Source organism: Streptomyces sp. NPDC111628 (assembly GCF_055635195.1).
The window spans coordinates 1,365,379-1,388,507 of the sequence record NZ_JBVKBZ010000001.1 but is presented as its reverse complement, the minus strand read 5'-3'; the positions used below and the strand labels follow the sequence as shown (position 1 = coordinate 1,388,507).

The window sequence follows — 23,129 nt, the reverse complement described above, 5'->3', positions numbered from 1 at the left end:
CCCTTGTTGGGGCCTTCGCCCTGATGCGCCGGACAGGAACTGACGCGCACGGCGTGTCGATATGGCCGGATCTTTCCCCGTCGGCCTTCTTGTGGCGCTTCGGCCCGCAAGGAAAGCTGCACATGTCGCGACGAACGCTGATTGCGGGAGCGGCATCCGGGAAAGCGACGGTCAGATCGCGCTGTGTGTCGGGATGTCGACATACGCGCGAGTAGTTAACAAAGTGCCGGATTGCCCACCGGAAGAGTGTGGGAAGGCTCCTGCGGTACGCCCCGCACGCACCTCGCAGGACCCACCTCCCCAGTAGTCATCCGCCCACCCAGTTGACGCGGACAGGAGCGGTCATGCCCGCCACGCACCACTCGTCAGCCACCGCCGCGGAGCGCGCCACGGTCGTCGGGCGCATCCCCGTCCTGGACGTCCGTCCGGTCGTCCAGCGGGGGCGCAGGCCGGCCAAGGCCGTCACCGGTGAGTCGTTCGAGGTCTCCGCCACCGTGTTCCGTGAGGGGCACGACGCGGTGGGGGCCAACGTCGTCCTGAGAGATCCGCGGGGCCGGCCGGGCCCCTGGACACCGATGCGGGAGCTGGCCCCGGGCACCGACCGCTGGGGCGCCACGGTCACCGCGGGCGAGACCGGGATGTGGTCGTACACCGTGGAGGCGTGGGGCGATCCGGTCACCACCTGGCGGCACCACGCCCGGATCAAGATCCCGGCGGGCATGGACACGGACCTGGTCCTGGAGGAGGGTGCCCGGCTGTACGAGCGGGCCGCCGCCGAGGTGCCCGGACACGGGGACCGGCGTGAACTGCTGGCCGCCGTCGAGGCGCTGCGGGACGAGAGCAGGCCGGCCGCGTCCAGGCTGGCGGCGGCGTTGACGCCCCAGGTGGACGCGGTCCTGGCCCACCATCCCCTGCGGGACCTGGTCACCTCCTCCGACCCGCTCCCCCTGCTCGTCGAACGCGAACGCGCCCTCTACGGCGCCTGGTACGAGTTCTTCCCCCGCTCCGAGGGCACCCCCGACACCCCGCACGGCACCTTCCGCACCGCCGCCCGACGCCTGCCCGCCATCGCCGCCATGGGCTTCGACGTCGTCTACCTCCCCCCGATCCACCCCATCGGCACCACCCACCGCAAAGGCCGCAACAACACCCTGAGCGCCACCGGTGACGACGTCGGCGTCCCCTGGGCCATCGGCTCCCCCGAAGGCGGCCACGACACCGTCCACCCCGCCCTCGGCACCCTCGACGACTTCGACCACTTCGTCACCCGGGCCACCGCACTCGGCCTCGAAGTCGCCCTCGACTTCGCCCTCCAGTGCTCCCCCGACCACCCCTGGGTCCACAAACACCCCGAGTGGTTCCACCACCGCCCCGACGGCACCATCGCCCACGCCGAGAACCCACCCAAGAAATACCAGGACATCTACCCCATCGCCTTCGACGCCGACCCCGACGGACTCACCGCCGAAACGGTACGGATCCTGCGCCACTGGATGGACCACGGCGTACGCATCTTCCGCGTCGACAACCCCCACACCAAACCCGTCGCCTTCTGGGAACGCGTCATCGCCGACATCAACACCACCGACCCCGACGTCATCTTCCTCGCCGAGGCCTTCACCCGCCCCGCCATGATGGCGGCCCTCGCCCAGATCGGCTTCCAGCAGTCCTACACCTACTTCACCTGGCGCAACACCAAGCAGGAACTCACCGAGTACCTCACCGAACTGTCGGGGGACGCCGCCTCCTACATGCGGCCCAACCTCTTCGCCAACACCCCCGACATCCTGCACGCCTACCTCCAGCACGGCGGCCGCCCCGCCTTCGAGGTCCGCGCCGTCCTCGCCGCCACCCTCTCCCCCACCTGGGGCATCTACAGCGGCTACGAACTCTGCGAGAACACCCCCCTGCGCCAAGGCAGCGAGGAATACCTCGACAGCGAGAAATACCAGCTCACCCCCCGCGACTGGGCCACCGCCGCCCGCGAGGGCACCACCATCGCCCCCCTCGTCACCCGCCTCAACACCATCCGGCGCGAGAACCCGGCTCTCCGCCAACTGCGCGATCTGCACTTCCACCCCACGGACAAGGAAGAGGTGATCGCCTACTCGAAGCGGCAGGGGTCGAACACGGTTCTGGTGGTCGTGAACCTCGACCCGCGCCACACCCAGGAGGCGACGGTCTCGTTGGACATGCCGCAACTCGGCCTGGACTGGCACGAGTCGGTGCCGGTGCGCGACGAGCTGACCGGCGAGACCTACCACTGGGGCAGGGCCAACTATGTGCGCCTGGAGCCGGGCCGTACGCCCGCGCACGTCTGCACGGTTCTGCGACCGTCCCACCCGCAGATCGGAGGGTCACCCACCACATGATCGTCAACGAGCCCGTGCCGGACACCTTCGAGGACACCCCCGCCAAGGACCGGGACCCGGACTGGTTCAAACGAGCCGTCTTCTACGAGGTCCTCGTCCGCTCCTTCCAGGACAGCAACGGCGACGGCATCGGAGATCTCAAGGGCCTGACCGCCAAGCTGGACTACCTGCAATGGCTGGGCGTGGACTGCCTGTGGCTCCCGCCCTTCTTCAAGTCGCCGCTGCGCGACGGCGGTTACGACGTCTCCGACTACACCGCCGTGCTGCCCGAGTTCGGCGACCTGGCCGACTTCGTGGAGTTCGTGGACGCGGCCCACCAGCGCGGCATGCGCGTGATCATCGACTTCGTCATGAACCACACCAGCGACCAGCACCCGTGGTTCCAGGAGTCCCGCAGGAACCCGGACGGGCCGTACGGCGACTACTACGTCTGGGCCGACGACGACAAGCAGTTCCAGGACGCGCGGATCATCTTCGTCGACACCGAGGCGTCCAACTGGACCTACGACCCGGTGCGCAAGCAGTACTACTGGCACCGGTTCTTCTCCCACCAGCCGGACCTCAACTACGAGAACCCGGCCGTGCAGGAGGAGATGATCTCCGGGCTGAAGTTCTGGCTGGACCTGGGGATCGACGGTTTCCGGCTGGACGCGGTGCCGTACCTCTACCAGGAGGAGGGCACCAACTGCGAGAACCTGCCGCGCACGCACGAGTTCCTGAAGCGGGTGCGGAAGGAGATCGACGCGCAGTATCCGGACACGGTGGTGCTGGCCGAGGCCAACCAGTGGCCGGAGGACGTGGTCGACTACTTCGGCGACTACGCCGCGGGCGGCGACGAGTGCCACATGGCGTTCCACTTCCCGGTCATGCCGCGGATCTTCATGGCGGTCAGAAGGGAGTCCCGCTACCCGGTCTCGGAAATCCTCGCCAAGACCCCCGCGATCCCGTCCGGCTGCCAGTGGGGCATCTTCCTGCGCAACCACGACGAGCTGACCCTGGAAATGGTCACCGACGAGGAACGCGACTACATGTACGCGGAGTACGCCAAGGACCCGCGCATGCGCGCCAACATCGGCATCCGCCGCCGGCTGGCCCCCCTGCTGGACAACGACCGCGACCAGATCGAGCTGTTCACCGCACTGCTGCTGTCCCTGCCCGGCTCGCCGATCCTCTACTACGGCGACGAGATCGGCATGGGCGACAACATCTGGCTCGGCGACCGCGACGCCGTGCGCACCCCCATGCAGTGGACGCCCGACCGCAACGCGGGCTTCTCGTCGTCCGACCCGGGCCGCCTGTTCCTGCCCACGATCATGGACCCGGTCCACGGCTACCAGGTGACGAACGTCGAGGCGTCCATGGCCTCGCCCTCCTCCCTGCTGCACTGGACCCGCCGCATGATCGAGATCCGCAAGCAGAACCCCGCCTTCGGCCTGGGCACCTACACCGAGCTGCCGTCCTCCAACCCCGCGGTCCTGGCCTTCCTGCGCGAGGCCCCTCCGAATGGAGAAGAAGGGGACGACCTGGTGCTGTGCGTCCACAACTTCTCCCGGTTCGCGCAGCCGACGGAGCTCGACCTCAGCGCCTTCGACGGACGCCATCCGGTCGAGCTGTTCGGCGGGGTCCGCTTCCCGGCGGTCGGTGACCTGCCGTACCTGCTGACCCTGGGCGGTCACGGCTTCTACTGGTTCCGCCTGCGCAAGGACCCCGTCTGAGGGAAAGGACGCGACACGCCATGCCGGAAGCCGTCATACGCACCGACACGAGCCCGCCGGGACTGCTCGCGTCCCTCGACCCCCTGCTGCGGGAGTGGCTGCCGCGGCAACGCTGGTTCGCCGGCAAGGGCCGCCCGGTCACCGGCTTCTCGCTGGTCGCCGCGACCGAACTGCTCCCCGCCGACTCCCGCCTCGGCCTCCACCACGTGCTGGTCCGCGCCCACCAGCGGCACGCCCCGGCCGGAGGCGCAGCTCAGGAGCCGGGCGACTGCTACCAGCTCCTGATCGGCACCCGCGAGGCGCTGCCGCCCCGGCTCGCGCCCGCACTGATCGGTCATGTGACCGAGGGCCCGGCGGCCGGCCGCACCGCCTACGACGCCCTGTACGACACCCGACCCGCCGAGGTGCTCCTCGAGGCGCTGCGCACGCGGGCCCGCATCGGCGGACTGCGCTTCGAGCGGGCACCGGACGCCGGCATACGCACGGGGCTGGTGCCGCGGCTGATGACCGCCGAGCAGTCGAACTCGTCGGTCGTGTACGGAGATACGTTCATCCTCAAGTTGCTGCGGCGGATCGTGCCCGGCGTCAACCCCGACCTGGAACTGCCGCTGGCCCTGGCCCGCGAGGGCTGCCCCCGGGTACCCGCACCGGCGGGCTGGATGGTGGCGGACCTGGCCGGCCGGACCTGGGTGCTGGGCGTGCTCCAGCCCTATCTGCAGGGCGCGACCGACGGCTGGGAGCTGGCGCTGCGCGAGCTGGCCAAGGGCGAGGACTTCGTCGCCGAGTCCCGGGCGCTCGGGCGCGCCACCGCCGAGGTGCACACCGCGCTGGCCCGCGCGCTGCCGACCGTCACCCTCGGCCACGCCCAGGCGCGGCAGCTCGCCGACGCCATGATCGAGCGGCTGGAGGAGGCGGCGCGGGCCGTGCCGCTGCTCCGGTCGTACGCGCCCGGGCTGCGGACGGCGTTCACGGCGTTGGCGGACCTGGCCTCCGAGGGCCGTGCCTGGTCGGCGCAGCGCGTCCATGGCGACCTGCACCTCGGCCAGTGTCTGCGCTCCCCCGACGGGGAGTGGTCCCTGATCGACTTCGAGGGGGAACCGGCGAAGCCCCTGGCCGAGCGTCGGCTGCCGCAGCCGGCGGTGCGGGACGTCGCGGGGATGCTGCGCTCCTTCGACTACGCCGCGCACTCGGCCGGCGTACGTGTACCGGGCTGGGCCGAGTCCTGCCGGGCGGCGTACTGCACCGGGTACGCGGAGGCGGGCGGCCACGACCCGCGCACCGACCCGGTGCTGCTGCGCGCCTACGAGACGGACAAGGCGGTCTACGAGGTCCTGTACGAGGCCCGGCACCGTCCCGACTGGCTCGAGGTGCCCCTGGCGGCGGTGCGCCGCCTGTCCGTGCCCGAGCCGGCATGACGTCCGCGTCCGCTCCCACTGTGCCCAGGAGGCCCCACCCGTGACCCCCCGCCCCTCGTCCAGCGGTCCCGACCCGAAGAAGACGACAGGGAAGAAGACAGCCGGGAAGAAGACGGCCAAGACCGCGAAGAAGGCCGTTCCGAAGAAGGCGGCCACGAAGAAGGCGGCCACGAAGAAGACCGCGACGAAACGGGCCGCGCCCCGGGAGGCCACCGCCTCCCCCGGGGCCGAGGCCGCCGTCTCTCCCGCCCCGGCCGCCGCCGACCGGGAGCGGCTGCTCGCCGGCACGCACCACGATCCGCACGCGGTGCTCGGCTCCCACCGGGTGCCCGGCGGGGTCGCGTTCCGGGTGTTCCGGCCGTACGCCCTGGCGGTGACCGTGCTGTCCGGGGAGCTGCGGGTCGCGCTGCACGACGACGGGGACGGCTTCTTCTCCGGCCTGGTGCCGCTGAAGGACGTCCCGCGCCACCGGCTCCTCGTGGCCTACGAGGGGACGGAACTGGAGGCCGAGGACCCCTACCGCTTCCTGCCCACCCTGGGCGAGCTGGACCTGCACCTGCTCGGCGAGGGGCGGCACGAGCAGCTGTGGCGGGCGCTCGGCGCGCACCCGACGACGCACGACGGGGTGGCGGGCACCCGGTTCGCGGTGTGGGCGCCGAACGCGCGCGGGGTCCGGGTGGCCGGGGGCTTCAACTTCTGGGACGGCACCGGCCACCCGATGCGGTCCCTCGGTTCGACCGGGGTGTGGGAGCTGTTCCTGCCGGGCGTCGGCGCGGGCGAGCTGTACAAGTTCGAGATCACCCGGCCCGACGGTTCGCGCACCTTCCGCGCCGACCCGCTGGCCCGCCGTACGGAGGTGCCCCCGGCCACCTCCTCCGTCGTGCACGCCTCGGACTACGCGTGGGGCGACGAGGAGTGGCTGGCCCACCGCGCGGACGCGCCCGCGCACGAGGCGCCGATGTCGGTGTACGAGGTCCACCTGCCGTCCTGGCGGCCGGGCCTGACCTACCGGCAGCTGGCCGAGCAGCTCCCCGCCTACGTCGCGGACCTCGGCTTCACCCACGTCGAGCTGATGCCGGTCGCCGAGCACCCCTTCGGCGGCTCCTGGGGGTACCAGGTCACCGGCTTCTACGCGCCCACGGCCCGGCTCGGCGACCCCGACGACTTCAAGTACCTGGTCGACCGGCTGCACCGGGCCGGGATCGGCGTGCTGATGGACTGGGTGCCGGCGCACTTCCCGCGCGACGACTGGGCGCTGGCCGAGTTCGACGGGCGCCCGCTGTACGAGCACGCCGATCCGCTGCGGGCCGCGCATCCGGACTGGGGGACGCTGGAGTTCGACTTCGGGCGCCGGGAGGTGCGCAACTTCCTGGTGGCCAACGCCGTGTACTGGTGCGAGGAGTTCCACATCGACGGGCTGCGCGTGGACGCGGTGGCCTCGATGCTGTACCTGGACTACTCGCGCGAGCCGGGCCGGTGGACGCCGAACGAGCACGGCGGCCGGGAGAACCTGGACGCGGTGGCGTTCCTCCAGGAGATGAACGCGACGCTGTACCGGCGGGTGCCCGGCGTCGTGACGGTGGCGGAGGAGTCGACGGCCTGGGACGGGGTCACGCGGGCCACGCACCACAAGGGGCCGAGCGGCTTCGGCGGGCTCGGCTTCGGGCTGAAGTGGAACATGGGCTGGATGCACGACTCGCTCGACTACATGAGTCACGAGCCGGTGCACCGCAAGCACCACCACGGGGAGCTGACCTTCTCGATGGTGTACGCGTACAGCGAGAACTACGTGCTGCCGATATCCCACGACGAGGTGGTGCACGGCAAGAGGTCGCTGGTGTCGAAGATGCCGGGCGACTGGTGGCAGCAGCGCGCCAACGAGCGGGCCTACCTGGGCTTCATGTGGGCGCACCCCGGCAAGCAGCTGCTGTTCATGGGGCAGGAGTTCGCGCAGGGCGCGGAGTGGTCGGAGGCGCACGGCCCCGACTGGTGGCTGCTCGACCCGGAGTACGGGGCGTCGGCGGACCACCGGGGCGTGCGCGACCTGGTGCGGGACCTGAACACCGTCTACCGGGCGACGCCCGCGCTGTGGCGGCGCGACACCCACCCCTCCGGATTCTCGTGGGTGGTCGGCGACGCGGCCGAGGACGACGTCCTGGCGTTCCTGCGGCTGGACGCCGACGGCACCCCGCTGCTCGCGGTGTCGAACTTCGCCCCGGTGGTCCGCTCCGGCTACCGCCTCGGCGTGCCCGACGAGGTCCCGGCCTGGCACGAGGTGCTCAACACCGACGCGGCGCGGTACGGCGGCGGCGACGTGGTCAACCCGGACCCGGTCAAGCCGGAGGCGCAGGGGTGGCACGGCCGGCCGGCGAGCATCCGGCTGACCCTGCCGCCCCTGGCGACGGTGTGGCTGCGTCCGGCCTGACCGGGCGGCCCGCCGGTCAGTCCGCGTCCACCAGTCCCTTCGGCAGCGGCTCGCTGTGCAGGACGCCGAGGTGCTGGGTGGCGCGGGTGAGGGCGACGTAGAGGTCGCTGGTGCCGTAGCGGCCGGGCTCGACGACCAGGACGGAGTCGAACTCCAGGCCCTTGGACTGGCGCGGGTCGAGCAGGACGACGCGGTGGGTGAGGTCGGGCTCGGCGTCCGCCGTCACGCCGTCCAGGCGGGCCGCGAGGACCCGGTGCAGTTCGCGCGGGGCGATGACGGCGAGGCGGCCCTCCTCGGGGGTCAGCTCCCGGACCGCCTCGGCCACGGCGGCCGGGAGGTCGCCGGTCGCGCGGACCCAGGGGCGTACGCCGGTCGAGCGCACCGAACTCGGCGGCGTGAACTCCGGGTCACCGGCCCGGACGACGGCCGCCGCCAGGTCCATGATCTCGGCCGGGGTGCGGTAGTTGACGCCGAGGCGGGTGTGCTCCCAGCGGTCCTCGACGTAGGGGTCGAGGATCTTCGACCAGGAGCCGACACCGGCCGCCTCGGCGGTCTGCGCCGGGTCGCCGACCAGGGTCATCGAGCGGGTGGGGCAGCGCCGCATCAGCAGCCGCCAGGCCATCGGGGACAGCTCCTGCGCCTCGTCCACGATGATGTGCCCGAAGGCCCAGGTGCGGTCGGCCGCGGCGCGTTCGGCGGCGCTGCGGTGGTCGTCCTCCTCCTGGCGCTCGGCGAACCGCTCGGCGTCGATGATGTCGTGCGCGGACAGGACCTCGGCGTCCTCCTCGTCCTTGTCCTCGAACTCGTAGGTCCGGGACGCGTACGACACGTCGAGCACGCCCTGCGCGTAGGCGATCTGCTCCTCCCGCTCGCGCTCGGCGCGGGAGCGGGCGATCCGGTCGTCCACGCCGAGCAGTTCGGCCGCCTCGTCCAGCAGGGGCACGTCGGCGACGGTCCAGCGACGGGTGACCGGGCGGCGGACGGCGGCGGCGTCCTCGGCGGGCAGGAAGGCCTCGGGTGCGGCGAGGAGGTCGGCGACCAGACGCTGCGGGGTGAGCCGGGGCCACAGCTGGTCGACTGCGGCCCAGACCTCGGGGTTCTCGGCGAGTTCGTCGCGGATCTGGGTGATGTCGCTGGGGTCGAGGAGGTTGCTGCCGTCGTAGGGGTCGGTGCCGATGCGCTCGGCGACCATGTCGGTGAGGGTGTTGAGGATGTGGCCCTCGAAGTGCTCGCGGGCCGCGTTGTGCGGGAGCTTCGCGGCGCGGGTGCGCTCGCGGGCGACGTTCACCAGGTCGTCGTCCAGCATGAGGATCTCGCGGTCGTGCTCGATCGCGATGACCGGGTCGGGCAGCGCCTGCCGGTCGCGGACCGCCTCGGCGAGCACGGCGGCCATCTCGGCCCGGCCCTTCACGGCCGCCGCCTCGGGGGTGTCCGTCGCCGTGGCCTTCACGCCGGGGAACAGCTCGCCGACGGTGGCGAGGAGCACGCCGGTCTCGCCCAGCGAGGGCAGCACCTCGCCGATGTAGCCGAGGAAGGCCGGGTTGGGGCCGACGATGAGGACGGCGCGCTTGGCGAGCAGTTCGCGGTGCTCGTAGAGGAGGTAGGCGGCGCGGTGCAGGGCGACGGCGGTCTTGCCGGTGCCGGGCCCGCCCTCGACGACCAGGACGCCGCGGTGCGGGGCGCGGATGATGCGGTCCTGGTCGGCCTGGATGGTCTGCACGATGTCGCCCATGCGGCCGGTCCGCGCCGAGTTCAGCGCGGCGAGCAGCACGGCGTCGCCGGAGGGGTCCTCGTGGCCGGTGCGGGTCTCGTCGCCGAGGTCGAGGATCTCGTCGTGCAGGGCGGTGACCGTGCGGCCCTCGCTGGTGATGTGCCGGCGGCGGCGCAGCCCCATCGGGGTGTGGCCGGTGGCCAGGTAGAACGGGCGGGCGACACCGGCCCGCCAGTCGATGAGGACGGGGGTGCGTTCGGCGTCGTCGGCGCGCAGGCCGATGCGGCCGATGTGGTGGCCCTGCCCGGAGGTGAGGTCGATCCGGCCGAAGCAGAGGGAGCCGTCCACCGCGTTGAGCGCGGCGAGCAGTCCCGAGCGCTCGGCGACCAGGATGTCCCGCTCCAGGCGGGCCTGCTGCGGGGTGTTGCCCTGCGCGAGCGCGTCGGTCACGGAGTCCTCGGTGTCGCCGCGCAGCGCGTCCACGCGCGCGTAGAGTCCGTCGATGAATTCCTGCTCGTGCAGCAATTCATCGTCCGGAAATTCGGTGTTTGACAATTCCACTCCCGGCCGCATATACTGTGCCTACTGAACTTCTTCGCGACCTCATTTTTCTGAAGTCACGAATCAACGAATATACGCAGAGAAATCCCCCGAGCGCAATTGCCCGGGGGATTTTTTCTGCGTCGGCCAGTCCGTGTGCCGGGCCGGTCAGACCACGTCGGCCAGCTCCTCCAGCAGCCGCCGCTTGGGCCGGGAGCCGACCATCGACTTCACCGGCTCACCGCCGCGGAACACCATGAACGTCGGCATCGACAGCACCTTGTACGCGTTGGTGGTCGCCGGGTTCTGGTCGACGTTCAGCTGCACCACGCGGAGCCGGTCACCCTCCTCCTCGGCGAGGGCGCTGAGCACCGGCGCCATCTGCCGGCACGGCGGGCACCAGTCGGCGGTGAACTCCACCAGCACGGGCAGCTCGGAGCCGATCACCTCCGCCGCGAAGTCCGCGTCCGTCACCTCGGGCACCCCGCTGGTCTTCATCCGTGTCCTCCCAGTTCGCACTTGGGCTCCGGACCCCCCGGAGCCGCCGCCTCGGCCCGCGTCAGCTGCGCGGCGACCTGCGCGCGCACCGACGTGAGCTGCTCGATCAGCGTGTCCAGCTCGGCCAGCTTGCGCCGGTAGACCACCAGGGACGCCGGGCAGGAGTCGCCCTCGGGGTGCCCGGCGCGCAGGCACTCCACGAAGGGGCGGGTCTCCTCCAGGTCGAACCCGAAGTCCTGGAGGGTCCTGATCTGCCGCAGCAGCTTCAGGTCGTCCTCGTCGTAGGTCCGGTAGCCGTTGCCGCCCCGCCGCGCGGGCAGCAGGCCCCGCGACTCGTAGTACCGCAGCGTCCGCGTGGTGGTCCCGGCCCGTGCGGCCAGCTCGCCGATTCGCATGGGAACGAACGTAAGCCTTGACGCGGACGTCAAGGCAAGAAGCCCCGCGCGGGGGGTGCGCGGGGCTTCTTCGGGGGGCCGGGCGGCTGAGCAACGGGGGGAGCACCTCAGCCGCCCGGGGTGTGCGGCCGCCACCCGGAGCGGGTGGGCGTCGTACGGCCGTCAGGCCTTCGCCAGCTCCTTCTCGCCGCCCTGCTCGGGCAGGTCCGGCGCGCTGTCGCCGCCGTCGTCGGCGGCGGCGCCGTGGCCGTCGTCCAGGAGGGTCTTCTCGTCGAACGGGATCCGGCCGGCCAGCACCTCGTTCACCCGGTCCTTGTCGATCTCCTTGGTCCAGGTGCCGATGAGGACGGTGGCGACGGCGTTGCCGCCGAAGTTGGTCAGGGCGCGGGCCTCGCTCATGAAGCGGTCGATACCGACGATCAGGCCGATGCCGTCCACCAGGGCGGGCTTGTGCGACTGGAGGCCGCCGGCCAGCGTGGCGAGACCGGCGCCGGAGACACCGGCGGCGCCCTTGGAGGCCACCAGCAGGAAGAGCAGCAGCGGGATCTGCTCGCCGATCGACATCGGCGTGCCCATGGCGTCCGAGATGAACAGCGAGGCCATGGTCATGTAGATCATGGTGCCGTCGAGGTTGAACGAGTAGCCGGTCGGGACGGTGATGCCGACCACCGGCTTGCTGACGCCCAGGTGCTCCATCTTCGCGATGAGGCGCGGCAGCGCCGACTCGGAGGAGGAGGTGGAAAGGATCAGCAGGAACTCGCGGCCCAGGTACTTGAAGAGCGAGAAGACGTTGATCCCGGTGACGACGCGCAGCACCGTGCCGAGCACCACGAAGAGGAAGATGACGCAGGTCGCGTAGAAGCCGAGCATCAGCACGGCCAGGCTCTTCAGGGCGTCGACGCCGGCCGATCCGGTGACGGCGGCGATGGCACCGAAGGCACCGACCGGGGCCGCCCACATGATCATGGCCAGGACGCGGAAGACCAGCCGCTGGATGTGCTCGATGCCGCGCAGGACGGGCTGCCCGGCGTTGCCCATGGCCTGCAGGGCGAAGCCGCAGAGCAGGGCGATCAGCAGGGTCTGGAGCACCTCGCCCGCGGTGAAGGCGGAGACGATCGTCGTCGGGATGATGCCCATCAGGAAGTCGACGGTGCCCTTGGCCTCCGCGTCGACCTGCGCCTGGCCCGTCTCCTTCACGGCGTCGGTGACCGCGAGGCCCGTGCCCGGGTCCAGGATGTTGCCGACGATCAGACCGATGGCGAGCGCCACCAGCGACATGACCAGGAAGTAGCCCAGGGCGATACCGCCGACCGCGCCGACCTTGGCGGCCTTGCGGACCGAGCCGATGCCCAGCACGATCGTGCAGAAGATGATCGGCGAGATCATCATCTTGATCAGGTTCACGAAGCCGGTGCCCAGCGGCTTCAGCTCGGTGGCGAAGTCCGGGGCGATCAGACCGACGGCGATACCGAGGGCGACCGCGATGATCACGGCGATGTAGAGATAATGCGTGCGGTCCCGCTTGGCTTTGGGTGCGGCCGGTGCGGTAGCGGCGTTGCTGGTCACGGCTGCCCTCCTTGACGACGTCGTCGGTACTCACCGGCGTGCGGCTCACGTCCGGGGTTTGTATCGGGGATGCGGTGACTATCTCCCGGCATGTGAGCGCGGTCACCCTTGCGTTCATTTAGTTCACAATCAAGCCACGAGGGAGACTGGCGGCATGCACCTCCGCGTCCCGAGACCCCGCAGCCTGGCCGGGCAGCTCTTCGCCATGCAGGCCGTCCTGATAGCGGTCGTCGTGGTCGGGTACGCGCTGTTCAGCTACATCAGCGACCGGGGGCAGGCGGAGGAGGCTGCCGGGCGCCAGGCCAGGGCGGTGTCGCTGGCGATCGCCGACTCGCCGTCCGTGGCGGAGGCGATCCGTACCCCGGACCCGACGGCGCGCCTCCAGCCGTACGCGGTGCGTGTCATGCAGGACACGGACGTGGACTTCGTGACGATCATGAATCCCGAGGGCATCCGCTGGACCCACCCCGAACCGACAGAAATCGGCCATCCCTTCCAGGGTCACATCGAGCGCGCGCAGCGGGGCCAGACCTTCACCGAGACCTACACGGGCACGCTCGGCCCCTCGGTGCGGGCGGTCACACCGATCGTGGACGACGGCCGGATCGTCGGCCTGGTCAGCGCCGGGATCAAGGTCGAGGAGATCAGCAAGCGGGCGCAGGACCAGCTCACGGCCCTGTCGGGGGTGGCGGCCGGGGCCCTGCTGCTCGGCGCGGTCGGGACGTACGTGATCAACGCGCGGCTGCGCCGGCACACGCACGGCATGAACGCCGACGAGCTGAGCCGGATGCACGACTACCATCAGGCGGCGCTGCACGCGGTGCGGGAGGGACTGCTGATGCTGGACGGGCAGTACCGTGTCGCGCTGATCAACGACGGCGGACGGGAGCTGCTCGGCGTGCGCGGTGACGTGGTCGGCGCCTCGGTGGCGGACCTGGGGCTGCCGTCGCCGCTGACGGGGGCGCTGCTGGCGTCGGAGCCGCGGGTGGACGAGGTGCACCTGGCGGCGGAGCGGGTGCTGGTGGTGAACACCTCGCCGGTCTCCGGCGGTGAACGCCGGGGCACGGTGGTGACACTGCGGGACGTGACCGAGCTGCAGTCGCTGACGGGCGAGCTGAACTCGGAGCGCGGTTTCACCCAGGCGCTGCGCTCACAGGCGCACGAGGCGGCGAACCGGCTGCACACGGTCGTCTCGCTGATCGAGCTGGGGCGGGCGGAGGAGGCCGTGGAGTTCGCGACGGCGGAGCTGGAACTGGCGCAGGCCCTCACCGACCAGGTGGTGGCGGCGGTGAGCGAGCCGGTGCTCGCGGCGCTGCTGCTGGGCAAGACGGCGCAGGCCAACGAGCGGGGAGTGGAGCTGGTGGTGTCGCAGGACAGCCGACTGGACGACGGACTGCTGCCGTCGTCGCTGCCCGCCCGGGACCTGGTGACGATCCTGGGCAACCTGGTGGACAACGCGGTGGACGCGGCGCAGGGCGCGGTGCCCTCGCGGGTGACGGTGGCGGCGTACACGGAGGGTGCCGGTTCCGGTGGCTCCGAGCTGGTGCTGCGGGTGTCGGACACCGGCGCCGGGGTCGATCCCGCCCACGCCGACCTGGTCTTCCAGCGGGGCTACTCGACCAAGCCGGCCGGGGAGGGCGGACGCGGCCTGGGCCTCGCCCTGGTCCGGCAGGCGGTGCGGCGGCACGGCGGCACCCTGACCGTGGCGGAGGCGGAGGGCGGCGGCGCCCGCTTCGAGGCACGGCTGCCGCTGGGCCCTGCCGGGGGCGGAGGCTCGACCCCGGTCGCGGTGTCGGGCGGCAGACCGGACTCCGGGGGTGCCCTGTGAGACGGCAACCGCCCGCGCGTGTCGTCCCAGTCGCCGTGGCCCGCCCGGCCGTCGGCGCCGTGCGCCGTGCCGCCCGCGGTGACGGCCACTCCCACAGTGCGGCAACTCACCCCGGAGGTGCCGTATGAGCACCGCCGGGGAGCCCATCCGCGTCCTGGTCGTCGAGGACGACCCGGTCGCCGCCGACGCGCACATGATGTACGTCGGCCGGGTGCCCGGGTTCGTCGCCGTCGGCAAGGCGCACACCGGCGCGGAGGCCAAGCGGATGCTGGACCGCACGCCGGTGGACCTGCTCCTGCTCGACCTGCACCTGCCGGACGTGCACGGACTCCAGCTGGCCCGCTCGCTCCGCGCGGCCGGGCATCACACCGACGTGATAGCGGTGACGTCGGCGCGCGACCTGACGATGGTGCGCGAGGGGGTGTCGCTGGGCGTCGTCCAGTACGTCCTGAAGCCCTTCACCTTCGCCACCCTGCGCGACCGCCTGGTGCGCTACGCGGAGTTCCGCGGCACCGCCGGGGAGGCCAGCGGCCAGGACGAGGTGGACCGCGCCCTGGCCACCCTCCGCGCCCCCGGCCCCGCGGCCCTGCCCAAGGGCCTGAGCGGCCCGACCCTGGAACGCGTGACGGGCGCCCTGCGCGGCTCGTCCGAGGGCCTCACGGCGGCCGGGGTCGCCGAGGCGGTGGGCATCTCCCGCATCACGGCCCGGCGTTACCTGGAGCACCTGGTGGACGCGGGCCGGGCGGGGCGGAGCCCGCAGTACGGTCAGGTGGGGCGGCCGGAGCTGGTGTACCGGTGGGTGCGGGGCCGGTGAGCCGGGCCGCCCTGCGGGCCTGCTCGGCCTCCTCGGTCGAGCCCGCCCGCTCGTAGGCGTCGGCGGCCTGTGTCATCCGCGCGCGGGCCCGCTCGGCGTCTCCGGCCGTCTCGTGCACGAGCCCGAGGGCGTACAGCGTCCGGGCGCTGCCGTGCCAGTCCTCGAACTCCTCGCAGATGTCCAGGCTGTCGAGGCAGGCGGCCACGGCTTCCGCCGTACGGCCGCGTGCGTTGAGGGCGACGGCGTAGTTGTGCCAGGCCCGGCCCTCGCGGGGCCGGTCCCCGGTCTCCCGGTAGAGGGCGAGCGCGGCTCGGAGGGCGTCGAGGGCCTCGTCCACGCGGCCGGACTTGCGCAGTGTGAGGGCGAGGTTGTTCCAGGCACCGGCCTCGCTGTGCCGGTCGCCGGTGCGGCGGAAGAGCCCGAGGGCGAGCCGGAAGGCGTCGATGGCCTCGTCGGCCTGTCCCACGTCGCTGAGGAGGGTGCCCAGGTTGGACACCGCCATCGCCCTGCCGTTGTCGTCGCCCAGGGCCTGGTACAGGTCGCGGGCCCGTCGGTGGGCGTCGTACGCCTCCCTGAGCCGCCTGCTTCCCCGCAGAGCGGTGCCCGTCCGGTTCCAGGCGGCGGCCTCGGCGGCCGCGTCACCCGCCCGGTGCGCGGCGGCACGGGCGGCCCGGCACACGGTGACCGCGTCGTCGAAACGGCGCCGCCAGTCCAGGTACTCGCAGAGCGCACCGGCGAGCCGGACGGCGTCGGCGGTCAGGTGCCGGTCCGACACCCACCGCGCGGCCGCCACGAGCCCGGCACGCTCCGCGTCGCACCAGGCGAGCGCCTCCTCACGGCTCCGGAACGGCCCGGACTCCTCGTCGTCCTCCGTGCGGGGCTTCAGGTGGGCGTCCGCCGCGCGGGCCCGCTCCAGGTAGTGCCGCAGCACCCGTGACCGCGCGGCGTCAGCCTCTGCTCGGGCCACCACTCCCGCCCCGAACACCCGCACCAGGTCGTGCAACCGCCACCAGCCGCGCGCACGCCCCCTCTCCACGAGGTGCGCCCGGGCCAGGGCGTGCTGGTCACGTACCGGAGGACGGTCGGCGCCGACCAGCGCGGCGACGACCTCGTCGCTCACCTCGGGCCCCGGCGCGAGAGCGAGCAGGCGCAGCAGCCGGGCCTGCTCGGGCGGCAGTCGGCGGTAGGACAGCTCGAAGGCGGCGCGGATGCTGCGTTCGCCGTCGTCGAGGTGGTCCAGGCGGTCGTGGGCCTCGGCCAGTTCCGCCACGAGTTCGGCCACCGGTTTGCCGGGGTCCGCCGCCAGCAGGGCGACCGCGATCTGCAGGGCCAGGGGGAGGTGTCCGCAGAGTTCGGCGAGTCGCTCGGCCGTGTCGGGGTCGTCGGCCATGCGGCTGTCGTGGGGATCGGCGATCCCCAGAGCACGGTGGAGGAGTTCGAGGGCCTCGCTTGCTCCGAGCTGATCCAGGGGCAGGAGCCGCGCGCCGAGTTGGGGCAGACGGTCGCGTGACGTGACCAGGACGCGGTGCCGGAAGTCGCCCGGCAGGAGGGGCCGTACCTGCTCCGGTGAGGAGGCGTTGTCGGCCAGGATCAGCACCGCGCCGCGCTCACGGGTTCGGGCGGCCAGCGTCGAGCGGTAGAGCGCGGCCCGCTCGTCCGTCGTGATGGGGATGTGTTCCGGCAGGGTGCCGAGGGCGTGCAGCAGGGCCTGGAGGCCCCGGTCGGCGGTGACGGGCTCCCGGTCGTAGCCGTGCAGGTCGAGGAAGAGGACCCCACCGGGGAACCAGCCCCGTTCCCGGGCCAGGTGCGCGGTCTCGACGGCGAGCGCGGTCTTGCCGATACCGCCGAGACCGGACACGGCGGCAACGGGGGCGGCCGACTCCGTGGACCGCGTCCTCGCCGGGTCCAGCGCGCGCAGCAGGTTTTCGGTCTCGCGGTCCCGTCCGGTGAACCCGCCGGGCCTCGGCGGCAGGCCCGCCACCGCCTCCGGGACGGCGGCCCCACCCTCCTGGACCACGACCTGTACGCCGACCACCTCGCGCAGGAAGACCCCGCCCCGGAAGTCGGCGTGATCGCCGCCGTACCAGGACGCCCCGCTGCCCGGCACCGGCAGCCCGGCCACCGTCCCGCCCCACTCCCGTACGACCTCCCGTACGGCCTCCCGCCGCGCCGGTTCCGCCGCGGCCCTCGCGATGTCCCGGACGGACGCGTCGGCGTCGAGCCCCACCGCCCGCGCCAGCGCCTCCACCGCCCGGCGCCCCGCGTCTCCGCCCGCGCCCTCGGCCAGGGCCGTCAGCAGTGCCGTTTCCATCCGCGCCGCTCCTCCCTGCCGGAGGGACGCTCACGCCGCCTTCGCGTACCACACGACCTGCGCGGCGAGCCCCGCCACGGCGAGCGCCTCCAGCACCGAGAGCGCGACGAGCAGCCGGGTGGCGTCCCCGTTCACCCAGAAAACGACCAGCGCCGCCAGGGGTACCGCGCAGAACGCGGTCAGGTCGATCACGGTCTGGATCGTCTTGCGGGACCGGCGCCGGGTGTCGCTGCGGTGGTACGCCTCCCACCCGAAGGTCGCGAACCCGCTCGCGTGCGCGGCGAGTTCGGCCAGCTTCGGCCCCAGATCGTCCCGGACGTAGAGCCCGATCGCGGAGATCTTCTCGTCGTTGACGAGGTAGGTCCACCCGAGGACGAGGCACACCGGCGGCAGCGCCAGCAGCATCGAGGGCCGCTCCGCCTGGGCGGTAGCGGCGATGACGGCGGCCACGACGGCGAGCGTCACATAGAGGAGATTGTCCCGGAACCCGATCCTCGCCCTCTGCTCGCTCTTCACGCTCTCGTACTCGGCGAGCAGCAACTGCCCCACCGTGACGTCCTGTTCCGGCACTCGAATCCCTTCTCCCAGCGGTAACTTACGACTATGCCGGACATCCAGCCCACCGTTCTGGTCCTGACCGCACTCCCGCTCGAATACGCCGCGGTCCGCGCGCACGTGGCGGAGCGGGAGGAGCGGGTGCACCGGGACGGCACCCGGGTCGAAGTGGGCCGAGTGACATCGGCTTCCTGGCACGTCGCCCTCGCCGAACTGGGCATGGGCGCCGAGCGCGCCGGCGTTCTCACCACCCAGCTCATCAACTGGCTGCGCCCCGAGGCCGTGCTGTTCGTCGGGGTCGCGGGCAGTCTGAAGGACGACGTCGGGATCGGCGACGTCGTCGTGGGCACGCAGGTGTACGAGATCCACGGCGGCAAGCAGACCCCGGAGGGCTTCCTGGTCCGGCCGGAGGCCCTGCCGGGCTCGCACGCGCTGGAGCAGGCGGCCCGTTCCGCCGTGCGGGACCTGCCCGGCGTACGGGCGCACTTCATGCCGATCGCCACGGGTGATGTCGTCCTGGCGGACGCCGAGTCGGAGATCGCCCGGTTCCTCCACCGGAACTACAACGACGCGGGCGCGATCGAGATGGAGGGCTCGGGCGCCCTCCAGGCAGCCCACCTGAACGGCCAGGTGTACGCCCTGGTCATCCGGGGCATCAGCGACCGCGCCGACGCCGGGAAGCACAGGGCCGACGCCTCGGGTTCACCGCAGCGCGCCGCCGAGCAGGCCGCGACGGTGACGGTGGCGGTGCTGCACAAGCACCGGCCCCGGGAGGGCTCCTCGGACGGCGCGGAGGGGCCCCACGAACATGAGGCCAACGGAGCGACGTACGGCGGGGACCACATCGACTTCCGGGGCGGCACCTTCCACGGGCCCGTCACCGGCAAGGCCGATCACCTCCTCCGGGGCCAATCCGGCGCACACTCATTGACCTGACTAGACCATTCCTCTTACGTTCGCCACGCAGCCGTCCAGGCCACAGTGTCGTGTGCCCGTAGGAGGTCATGCCCGTGCGTCCCACCGTCCGGTTCACCGCCCTGTTCACCCTCACCGCGCTCGCCTCCACCTCGCTCGCCGCCTGCTCAAGCGGCTCCGGCAGCGATCCGGACACGGTGAAGGTCTCCTTCAAGCAGTCGACGGACAACTCCATCAAGGTGATGGACACCTACCTCGGCGACATCAAGAAGCAGTTCGAGAAGGCCAACCCGGGGAAGAAGGTCGAGCTGGTGCCGATCAAGGCGCCGGACTCGGAGTACTACACCAAGCTCCAGCAGATGCTCCGCTCCCCCAAGACCGCCCCTGACCTGGTCTACGAGGACACCTTCCTCATCAACTCCGACATCACCAGCGGGTACCTGAAGCCGATCGACGAGTACCTGGACCAGTGGAAGGACTGGGACCAGTTCATCGACACGGCGAAGGCGGCGGCCAAGGGCGAGGACGGCAAGACGTACGGCGTGCCGGACGGGACCGACACCCGCGGGCTGTGGTTCAGCAAGGACGTCTTCGCCAAGGCGGGGCTGCCCGCCGACTGGCAGCCGAAGACCTGGGACGAGGTCCTCGACGCCGCCCGCACCATCAAGGAGAAGGTCCCCGGCGTCACACCGCTCAACGTCTACACGGGCAAGCCCGCCGGCGAGATGGCCACCATGCAGGGCTTCGAGATGCTGCTGTACGGCACGGGGGACGGCTCCTCCGACCCGCTGTACGACAAGGGCGGCAAGAAGTGGATCACGGCGGGGCAGGGGTTCAAGGACTCCCTCGCCTTCGTCGAGACGGTGTACAAGGAGAAGCTCGGCCCGGAGGTCTCCGACGCCCTCGACCCCAACTTCTCCACGAAGATCCGCGGTGAGCTGCTGCCACAGGGCAAGCTCGGGATCGCGCTCGACGGCTCCTGGCTGCCGCAGGACTGGCTGGAGGGCAGCGGGCACGAGTGGCCCGAGTGGTCGAAGGAGCTGGGGCTCGCCGCCATGCCCACGCAGAACGGGCAGGCGCCCGGCAGGGTGAGCATGTCCGGCGGGTGGACCTGGTCGATCCCGGCCAAGGCGGGCAACCCCGACCTGGCCTTCGAGTTCATCAAGACGATGCAGACCAAGGCCAACGCCCAGAAGTGGTACGTCGCCAACTCCGGCATCTCCGTCCGCGAGGACGTCGCCGACGACCCCGCCTACGTCGACGCCCAGCCCGGCATCAAGTTCTTCACCGACCTCGTCGCCGACACCCACTACCGGCCCGCCTACCCGGCGTACCCGAAGGTGTCCGTCGCCATCCAGGAGGCCATGGAGGGCGTGACGACCGGTGACAAGTCGGTCGAGGAGGCGGCGCGCGGCTACGACGAGGCGCTCAAGGAGGCCACCGACAACCAGGTGGTGAGCAAGTGACGGCCACCGCGCCGGAGCACACCGGGCCCAAGGTGCGGAAGACGCCCGCGCCTTTGGCCTCGGGCACCCGGCCCGGCAGCGTCCGGCGCTCCCTCTTCCGCGCCCTGCCCGTCTCCCCCGCCGTCGTCCTGCTGCTGCTCTTCCTCGCGGGTCCGATCGTCTACTGCGTCGTCATCGCCTTCACCGACCTCCAGCTCACCGGGCAGGCCCAGGAGTCCTTCGTCGGGTTCGACAACTTCACCCGCGCCTTCAAGGACGAGGCGTTCCTCAACGCCGTATGGCTGACCCTCGTCTTCACCGTGCTGTCCTCGCTGATCGGGCAGAACACCCTGGGGCTCGCCCTGGCCTCGCTGATGCAGCGGGCCTCGAAGCCGGTCCGCACGCTCACCGGTGGCATCGTTGTCACGGCCTGGGTGCTGCCGGAGGTGGTGGCGGGCTTCCTGCTCTACGCCTTCTTCCGGCGCGAGGGCACCCTCAACGCCATCCTGGACTGGCTCCATCTGCCCTCCCAGAACTGGCTGTTCACGCTGCCGATCCTGGCGGTGTCCTTCGCCAACGTGTGGCGGGGCACGGCGTTCTCGATGCTGGTGTACTCGGCCGCGCTGAACGAGATCCCCAAGGAGGTCACCGAGGCCGCCGAGGTCGACGGCGCGAGCGGCTGGCGCCGGATGTGGCACATCACGCTGCCGATGATCCGGCGCTCCATCGGCACCAACCTGATGCTCAACACGCTGCAGACGCTGTCGGTCTTCGGGCTGATCTGGGTGATGACGCGGGGCGGGCCGAGCGGCAAGAGCCAGACGCTGCCGCTGTTCATGTACGAGCAGGCCTTCCAGAACAGCCTGATCGGGTACGGCACGGCGGTGGCGCTGCTGCTGTTGCTGATCGGCTCGCTGTTCTCGGTCGTGTACCTGCGCCTGCTGCGGACGGAGGTCTGACATGGCATCCACGGTCACGTCCCGTACGGCCCGCCGTACGACCCCCGCCTCCCGGCGCAACCGGCGCCGCACCGCCGCCGACGCCGGGCTGCTGGTGGCGGCCGCGGCCTTCGTACTGCCGCTGGCCTGGGTGGTGCTGTCCGCCCTCGACCCGCACGCGAGCCTGCGGGTCAAGGTCCCCGACGGGGTCACCCTGGACAACTTCGACGCGATCCTCACCCCGGAGATCACCTTCACCCCGCTGCTCAACAGCCTGATCCTGTGCGGCGGGGCGACGCTGCTGACGGTGGTGTGCGCGGTGCTCGCGGCGTATCCGCTCTCCCGCTTCCGGTCGCGGCTGAACCGGCCTTTCCTGCTCACCATCCTGTTCGCGACCAGCCTGCCGATCACGGCGATCATGGTGCCCGTCTACGCCCTGTTCGTGCGGGTGAACATGATCGACACCATGCAGGGGACGATCTTCTTCTTCGCCGCCTCGCAACTGCCCTTCGCGATCTGGCTGATGAAGAACTTCATGGACGGGGTGCCGAAGGAACTGGAAGAGGCGGCGTGGACGGACGGGGCGTCGTCCTTCCAGTCGCTGCTGCGGATCGTGCTGCCGCTGATGGGGCCGGGGGTGGCGGTGGTGACGGTGTTCTCGTTCGTGATGATGTGGGGGAACTTCTTCGTCCCCTTCATGCTGCTGCTCTCCCCGGACCAGATGCCCGCATCGGTCAGCATCAACGACTTCTTCGGCAACCGGGGCATGGTGGCGTACGGACAGCTGGCGGCGTTCTCGATCGTCTACTCCACGCCGGTGGTGCTGCTGTACGTGCTGATCTCGCGACGGCTGGGCGGCGGGTTCGCGCTGGGCGGGGCGGTCAAAGGGTGAGCCGCGCCCCCGTACGTTCCTACAATCCGTATCGCTGGCCGAACAGCCCGTAGTCAGCATCGCCCCGGACCCCTACGGTGTGGCGCGTGCGCCGACCCTCACCCGGCCCGAGCCAGTCGGGCCCTCCGTTCAACGCCCTCGCCGCCCGCCGGCTGCGTGCCGCCCTCAACATGGGGCCCGAGCACGTCGCCCACGGCATACGCGTCTCGTACGGGCTGCCGTACGTCTCCCCCGACCTCGTCATCGCCTGGGAGCGGGGGACGGCCTTCCCCGAGGGGCCGGAGCTGACCGCGCTCGCCGGGGTGCTGTGGTGCTCGCCCGGTGAGCTGATCGGGCGGCCGCAGTCCCTGCGCGAGCACCGCGTCGCCCGCGGTCTGGCACCCGAGGACGTGGCCCGTGCGGTCGGGCTCGGGCTTCCGGCCTACCTGCGGATGGAGGAGGCGGACGACTGGCGCGGCACCGACCGTCAGTCGGCCCAGCTCGCCGACGTGCTCGGTCTCACGCTGCCCGACTTCGTGACCGTCACGGGGCGCGAGGAGAAGCTGGCCGACCTGCTGACGAGCGCGGTGACCACCCGCTGGCAGGGCTGCGTGCGCCCGATCGCCAAGCTGGCACCGCTGGACCGGCGCGTCCTGGAGAACGTCCTCCAGGTGCTGCACCAGGACTACCAGGGGCGGATGACCGCCACCCTCAGCTGGGGCGGCGGCGCCCCCGACTCGAGCGCCGGGGGCCGGGACTTCCTCGACCGGATCGTCGACCACTTCTGGACGGCGGTCGAGAAGCACCCGTAAGCG

The 23,129-nt window shown here is 71.6% G+C and carries 17 protein-coding genes; 11 read left to right on the top strand and 6 right to left on the bottom strand.

All coding sequences use genetic code 11. From position 1 onward, the window contains the following. Nucleotides 1-344 precede the first annotated feature (344 nt). The 4 genes from ACZ7MF_RS06740 to glgB are packed head-to-tail and all read left to right on the top strand — an operon-like array spanning nt 345 to nt 7,927. The gene (locus ACZ7MF_RS06740; protein ID WP_471474898.1) at nt 345-2,372 is read left to right on the top strand and encodes an alpha-1,4-glucan--maltose-1-phosphate maltosyltransferase; all 2,028 of its coding nucleotides are present in this window, start codon (nt 345-347) and stop codon (nt 2,370-2,372) included. Next, nucleotides 2,369-4,087 (top strand): maltose alpha-D-glucosyltransferase, encoded by a 1,719-nt coding sequence (treS, locus tag ACZ7MF_RS06735; protein WP_471474897.1) that lies wholly within the window; start codon nt 2,369-2,371, stop codon nt 4,085-4,087. The genes ACZ7MF_RS06740 and treS overlap by 4 nt, the downstream gene beginning before the upstream one ends. A gap of 20 nt (nt 4,088-4,107) precedes the next feature. Then, complete coding sequence (locus ACZ7MF_RS06730; protein WP_471474895.1) at nt 4,108-5,502, top strand: maltokinase N-terminal cap-like domain-containing protein; 1,395 nt, start codon at nt 4,108-4,110, stop codon at nt 5,500-5,502. A gap of 40 nt (nt 5,503-5,542) precedes the next feature. Next, on the top strand, nt 5,543-7,927 hold the full coding sequence (gene glgB, locus ACZ7MF_RS06725; protein ID WP_471474893.1) for a 1,4-alpha-glucan branching enzyme: 2,385 nt from the start codon (nt 5,543-5,545) through the stop codon (nt 7,925-7,927). A 16-nt stretch (nt 7,928-7,943) separates the two neighbouring features. Here glgB and ACZ7MF_RS06720 read toward each other — a convergent pair whose 3' ends face one another. The 4 genes from ACZ7MF_RS06720 to ACZ7MF_RS06705 all read right to left on the bottom strand — a co-directional run bounded on the left by ACZ7MF_RS06720 (nt 7,944) and on the right by ACZ7MF_RS06705 (nt 12,637). Next, entirely contained in the window at nt 7,944-10,211 is a 2,268-nt protein-coding gene (locus tag ACZ7MF_RS06720; protein WP_471474892.1) for a HelD family protein, read from the bottom strand. Nucleotides 10,212-10,346: 135 nt separating this feature from the next. Further along, a complete protein-coding gene (locus ACZ7MF_RS06715) occupies nt 10,347-10,661 on the bottom strand; it encodes a thioredoxin (protein ID WP_109033491.1) in 315 nt (104 codons plus the stop codon). An 11-nt stretch (nt 10,662-10,672) separates the two neighbouring features. After that, on the bottom strand, nt 10,673-11,071 hold the full coding sequence (locus ACZ7MF_RS06710) for a MerR family transcriptional regulator (protein ID WP_003973561.1): 399 nt from the start codon (nt 11,069-11,071) through the stop codon (nt 10,673-10,675). Between the two features lie 162 nt (nt 11,072-11,233). Continuing rightward, on the bottom strand, nt 11,234-12,637 hold the full coding sequence (locus ACZ7MF_RS06705) for a cation:dicarboxylate symporter family transporter (protein WP_471474890.1): 1,404 nt from the start codon (nt 12,635-12,637) through the stop codon (nt 11,234-11,236). 154 nt (nt 12,638-12,791) lie between these two features. Between ACZ7MF_RS06705 and ACZ7MF_RS06700 the strand changes: the two genes are divergently transcribed. Continuing rightward, nucleotides 12,792-14,465, top strand: coding sequence for a sensor histidine kinase (locus ACZ7MF_RS06700; RefSeq protein WP_471474889.1), 1,674 nt, complete (start codon nt 12,792-12,794; stop codon nt 14,463-14,465). A 124-nt stretch (nt 14,466-14,589) separates the two neighbouring features. Next, a complete protein-coding gene (locus ACZ7MF_RS06695; RefSeq protein WP_471474887.1) occupies nt 14,590-15,279 on the top strand; it encodes a response regulator in 690 nt (229 codons plus the stop codon). Here the strand turns inward: ACZ7MF_RS06695 and ACZ7MF_RS06690 are convergent. Together ACZ7MF_RS06690 and ACZ7MF_RS06685 are read right to left on the bottom strand one after the other, a co-directional pair. Continuing rightward, complete coding sequence (locus ACZ7MF_RS06690) at nt 15,164-17,590, bottom strand: ATP-binding protein (RefSeq protein WP_471474886.1); 2,427 nt, start codon at nt 17,588-17,590, stop codon at nt 15,164-15,166. The two genes, ACZ7MF_RS06695 and ACZ7MF_RS06690, sit on opposite strands and share 116 nt — an antisense overlap. 30 nt (nt 17,591-17,620) lie before the next feature. Beyond that, a complete protein-coding gene (locus ACZ7MF_RS06685) occupies nt 17,621-18,160 on the bottom strand; it encodes a hypothetical protein (protein ID WP_471474884.1) in 540 nt (179 codons plus the stop codon). Nucleotides 18,161-18,193: 33 nt separating this feature from the next. On the opposite strand from ACZ7MF_RS06685, the gene ACZ7MF_RS06680 reads away from it, so the two are divergent. The 5 genes from ACZ7MF_RS06680 to ACZ7MF_RS06660 all read left to right on the top strand — a co-directional run bounded on the left by ACZ7MF_RS06680 (nt 18,194) and on the right by ACZ7MF_RS06660 (nt 23,126). After that, the gene (locus tag ACZ7MF_RS06680; protein ID WP_471474883.1) at nt 18,194-19,081 is read left to right on the top strand and encodes a 5'-methylthioadenosine/S-adenosylhomocysteine nucleosidase family protein; all 888 of its coding nucleotides are present in this window, start codon (nt 18,194-18,196) and stop codon (nt 19,079-19,081) included. Between the two features lie 68 nt (nt 19,082-19,149). After that, nucleotides 19,150-20,526 carry an extracellular solute-binding protein gene (locus tag ACZ7MF_RS06675; RefSeq protein ID WP_471474881.1) on the top strand — a complete coding sequence of 459 codons (1,377 nt, stop codon included), beginning with the start codon at nt 19,150-19,152 and terminating at the stop codon, nt 20,524-20,526. Then, nucleotides 20,523-21,464, top strand: a complete 942-nt coding sequence (locus ACZ7MF_RS06670) for a carbohydrate ABC transporter permease (RefSeq protein WP_471474880.1) — start codon at nt 20,523-20,525, stop codon at nt 21,462-21,464. Before ACZ7MF_RS06675 ends, ACZ7MF_RS06670 begins: the two co-directional genes overlap by 4 nt. A gap of 1 nt (nt 21,465) precedes the next feature. Further along, on the top strand, nt 21,466-22,335 hold the full coding sequence (locus tag ACZ7MF_RS06665; RefSeq protein WP_471474878.1) for a carbohydrate ABC transporter permease: 870 nt from the start codon (nt 21,466-21,468) through the stop codon (nt 22,333-22,335). A gap of 77 nt (nt 22,336-22,412) precedes the next feature. Continuing rightward, the gene (locus ACZ7MF_RS06660) at nt 22,413-23,126 is read left to right on the top strand and encodes a helix-turn-helix domain-containing protein (protein ID WP_361004618.1); all 714 of its coding nucleotides are present in this window, start codon (nt 22,413-22,415) and stop codon (nt 23,124-23,126) included. The last annotated feature ends 3 nt before the right edge of the window (nt 23,127-23,129 follow it).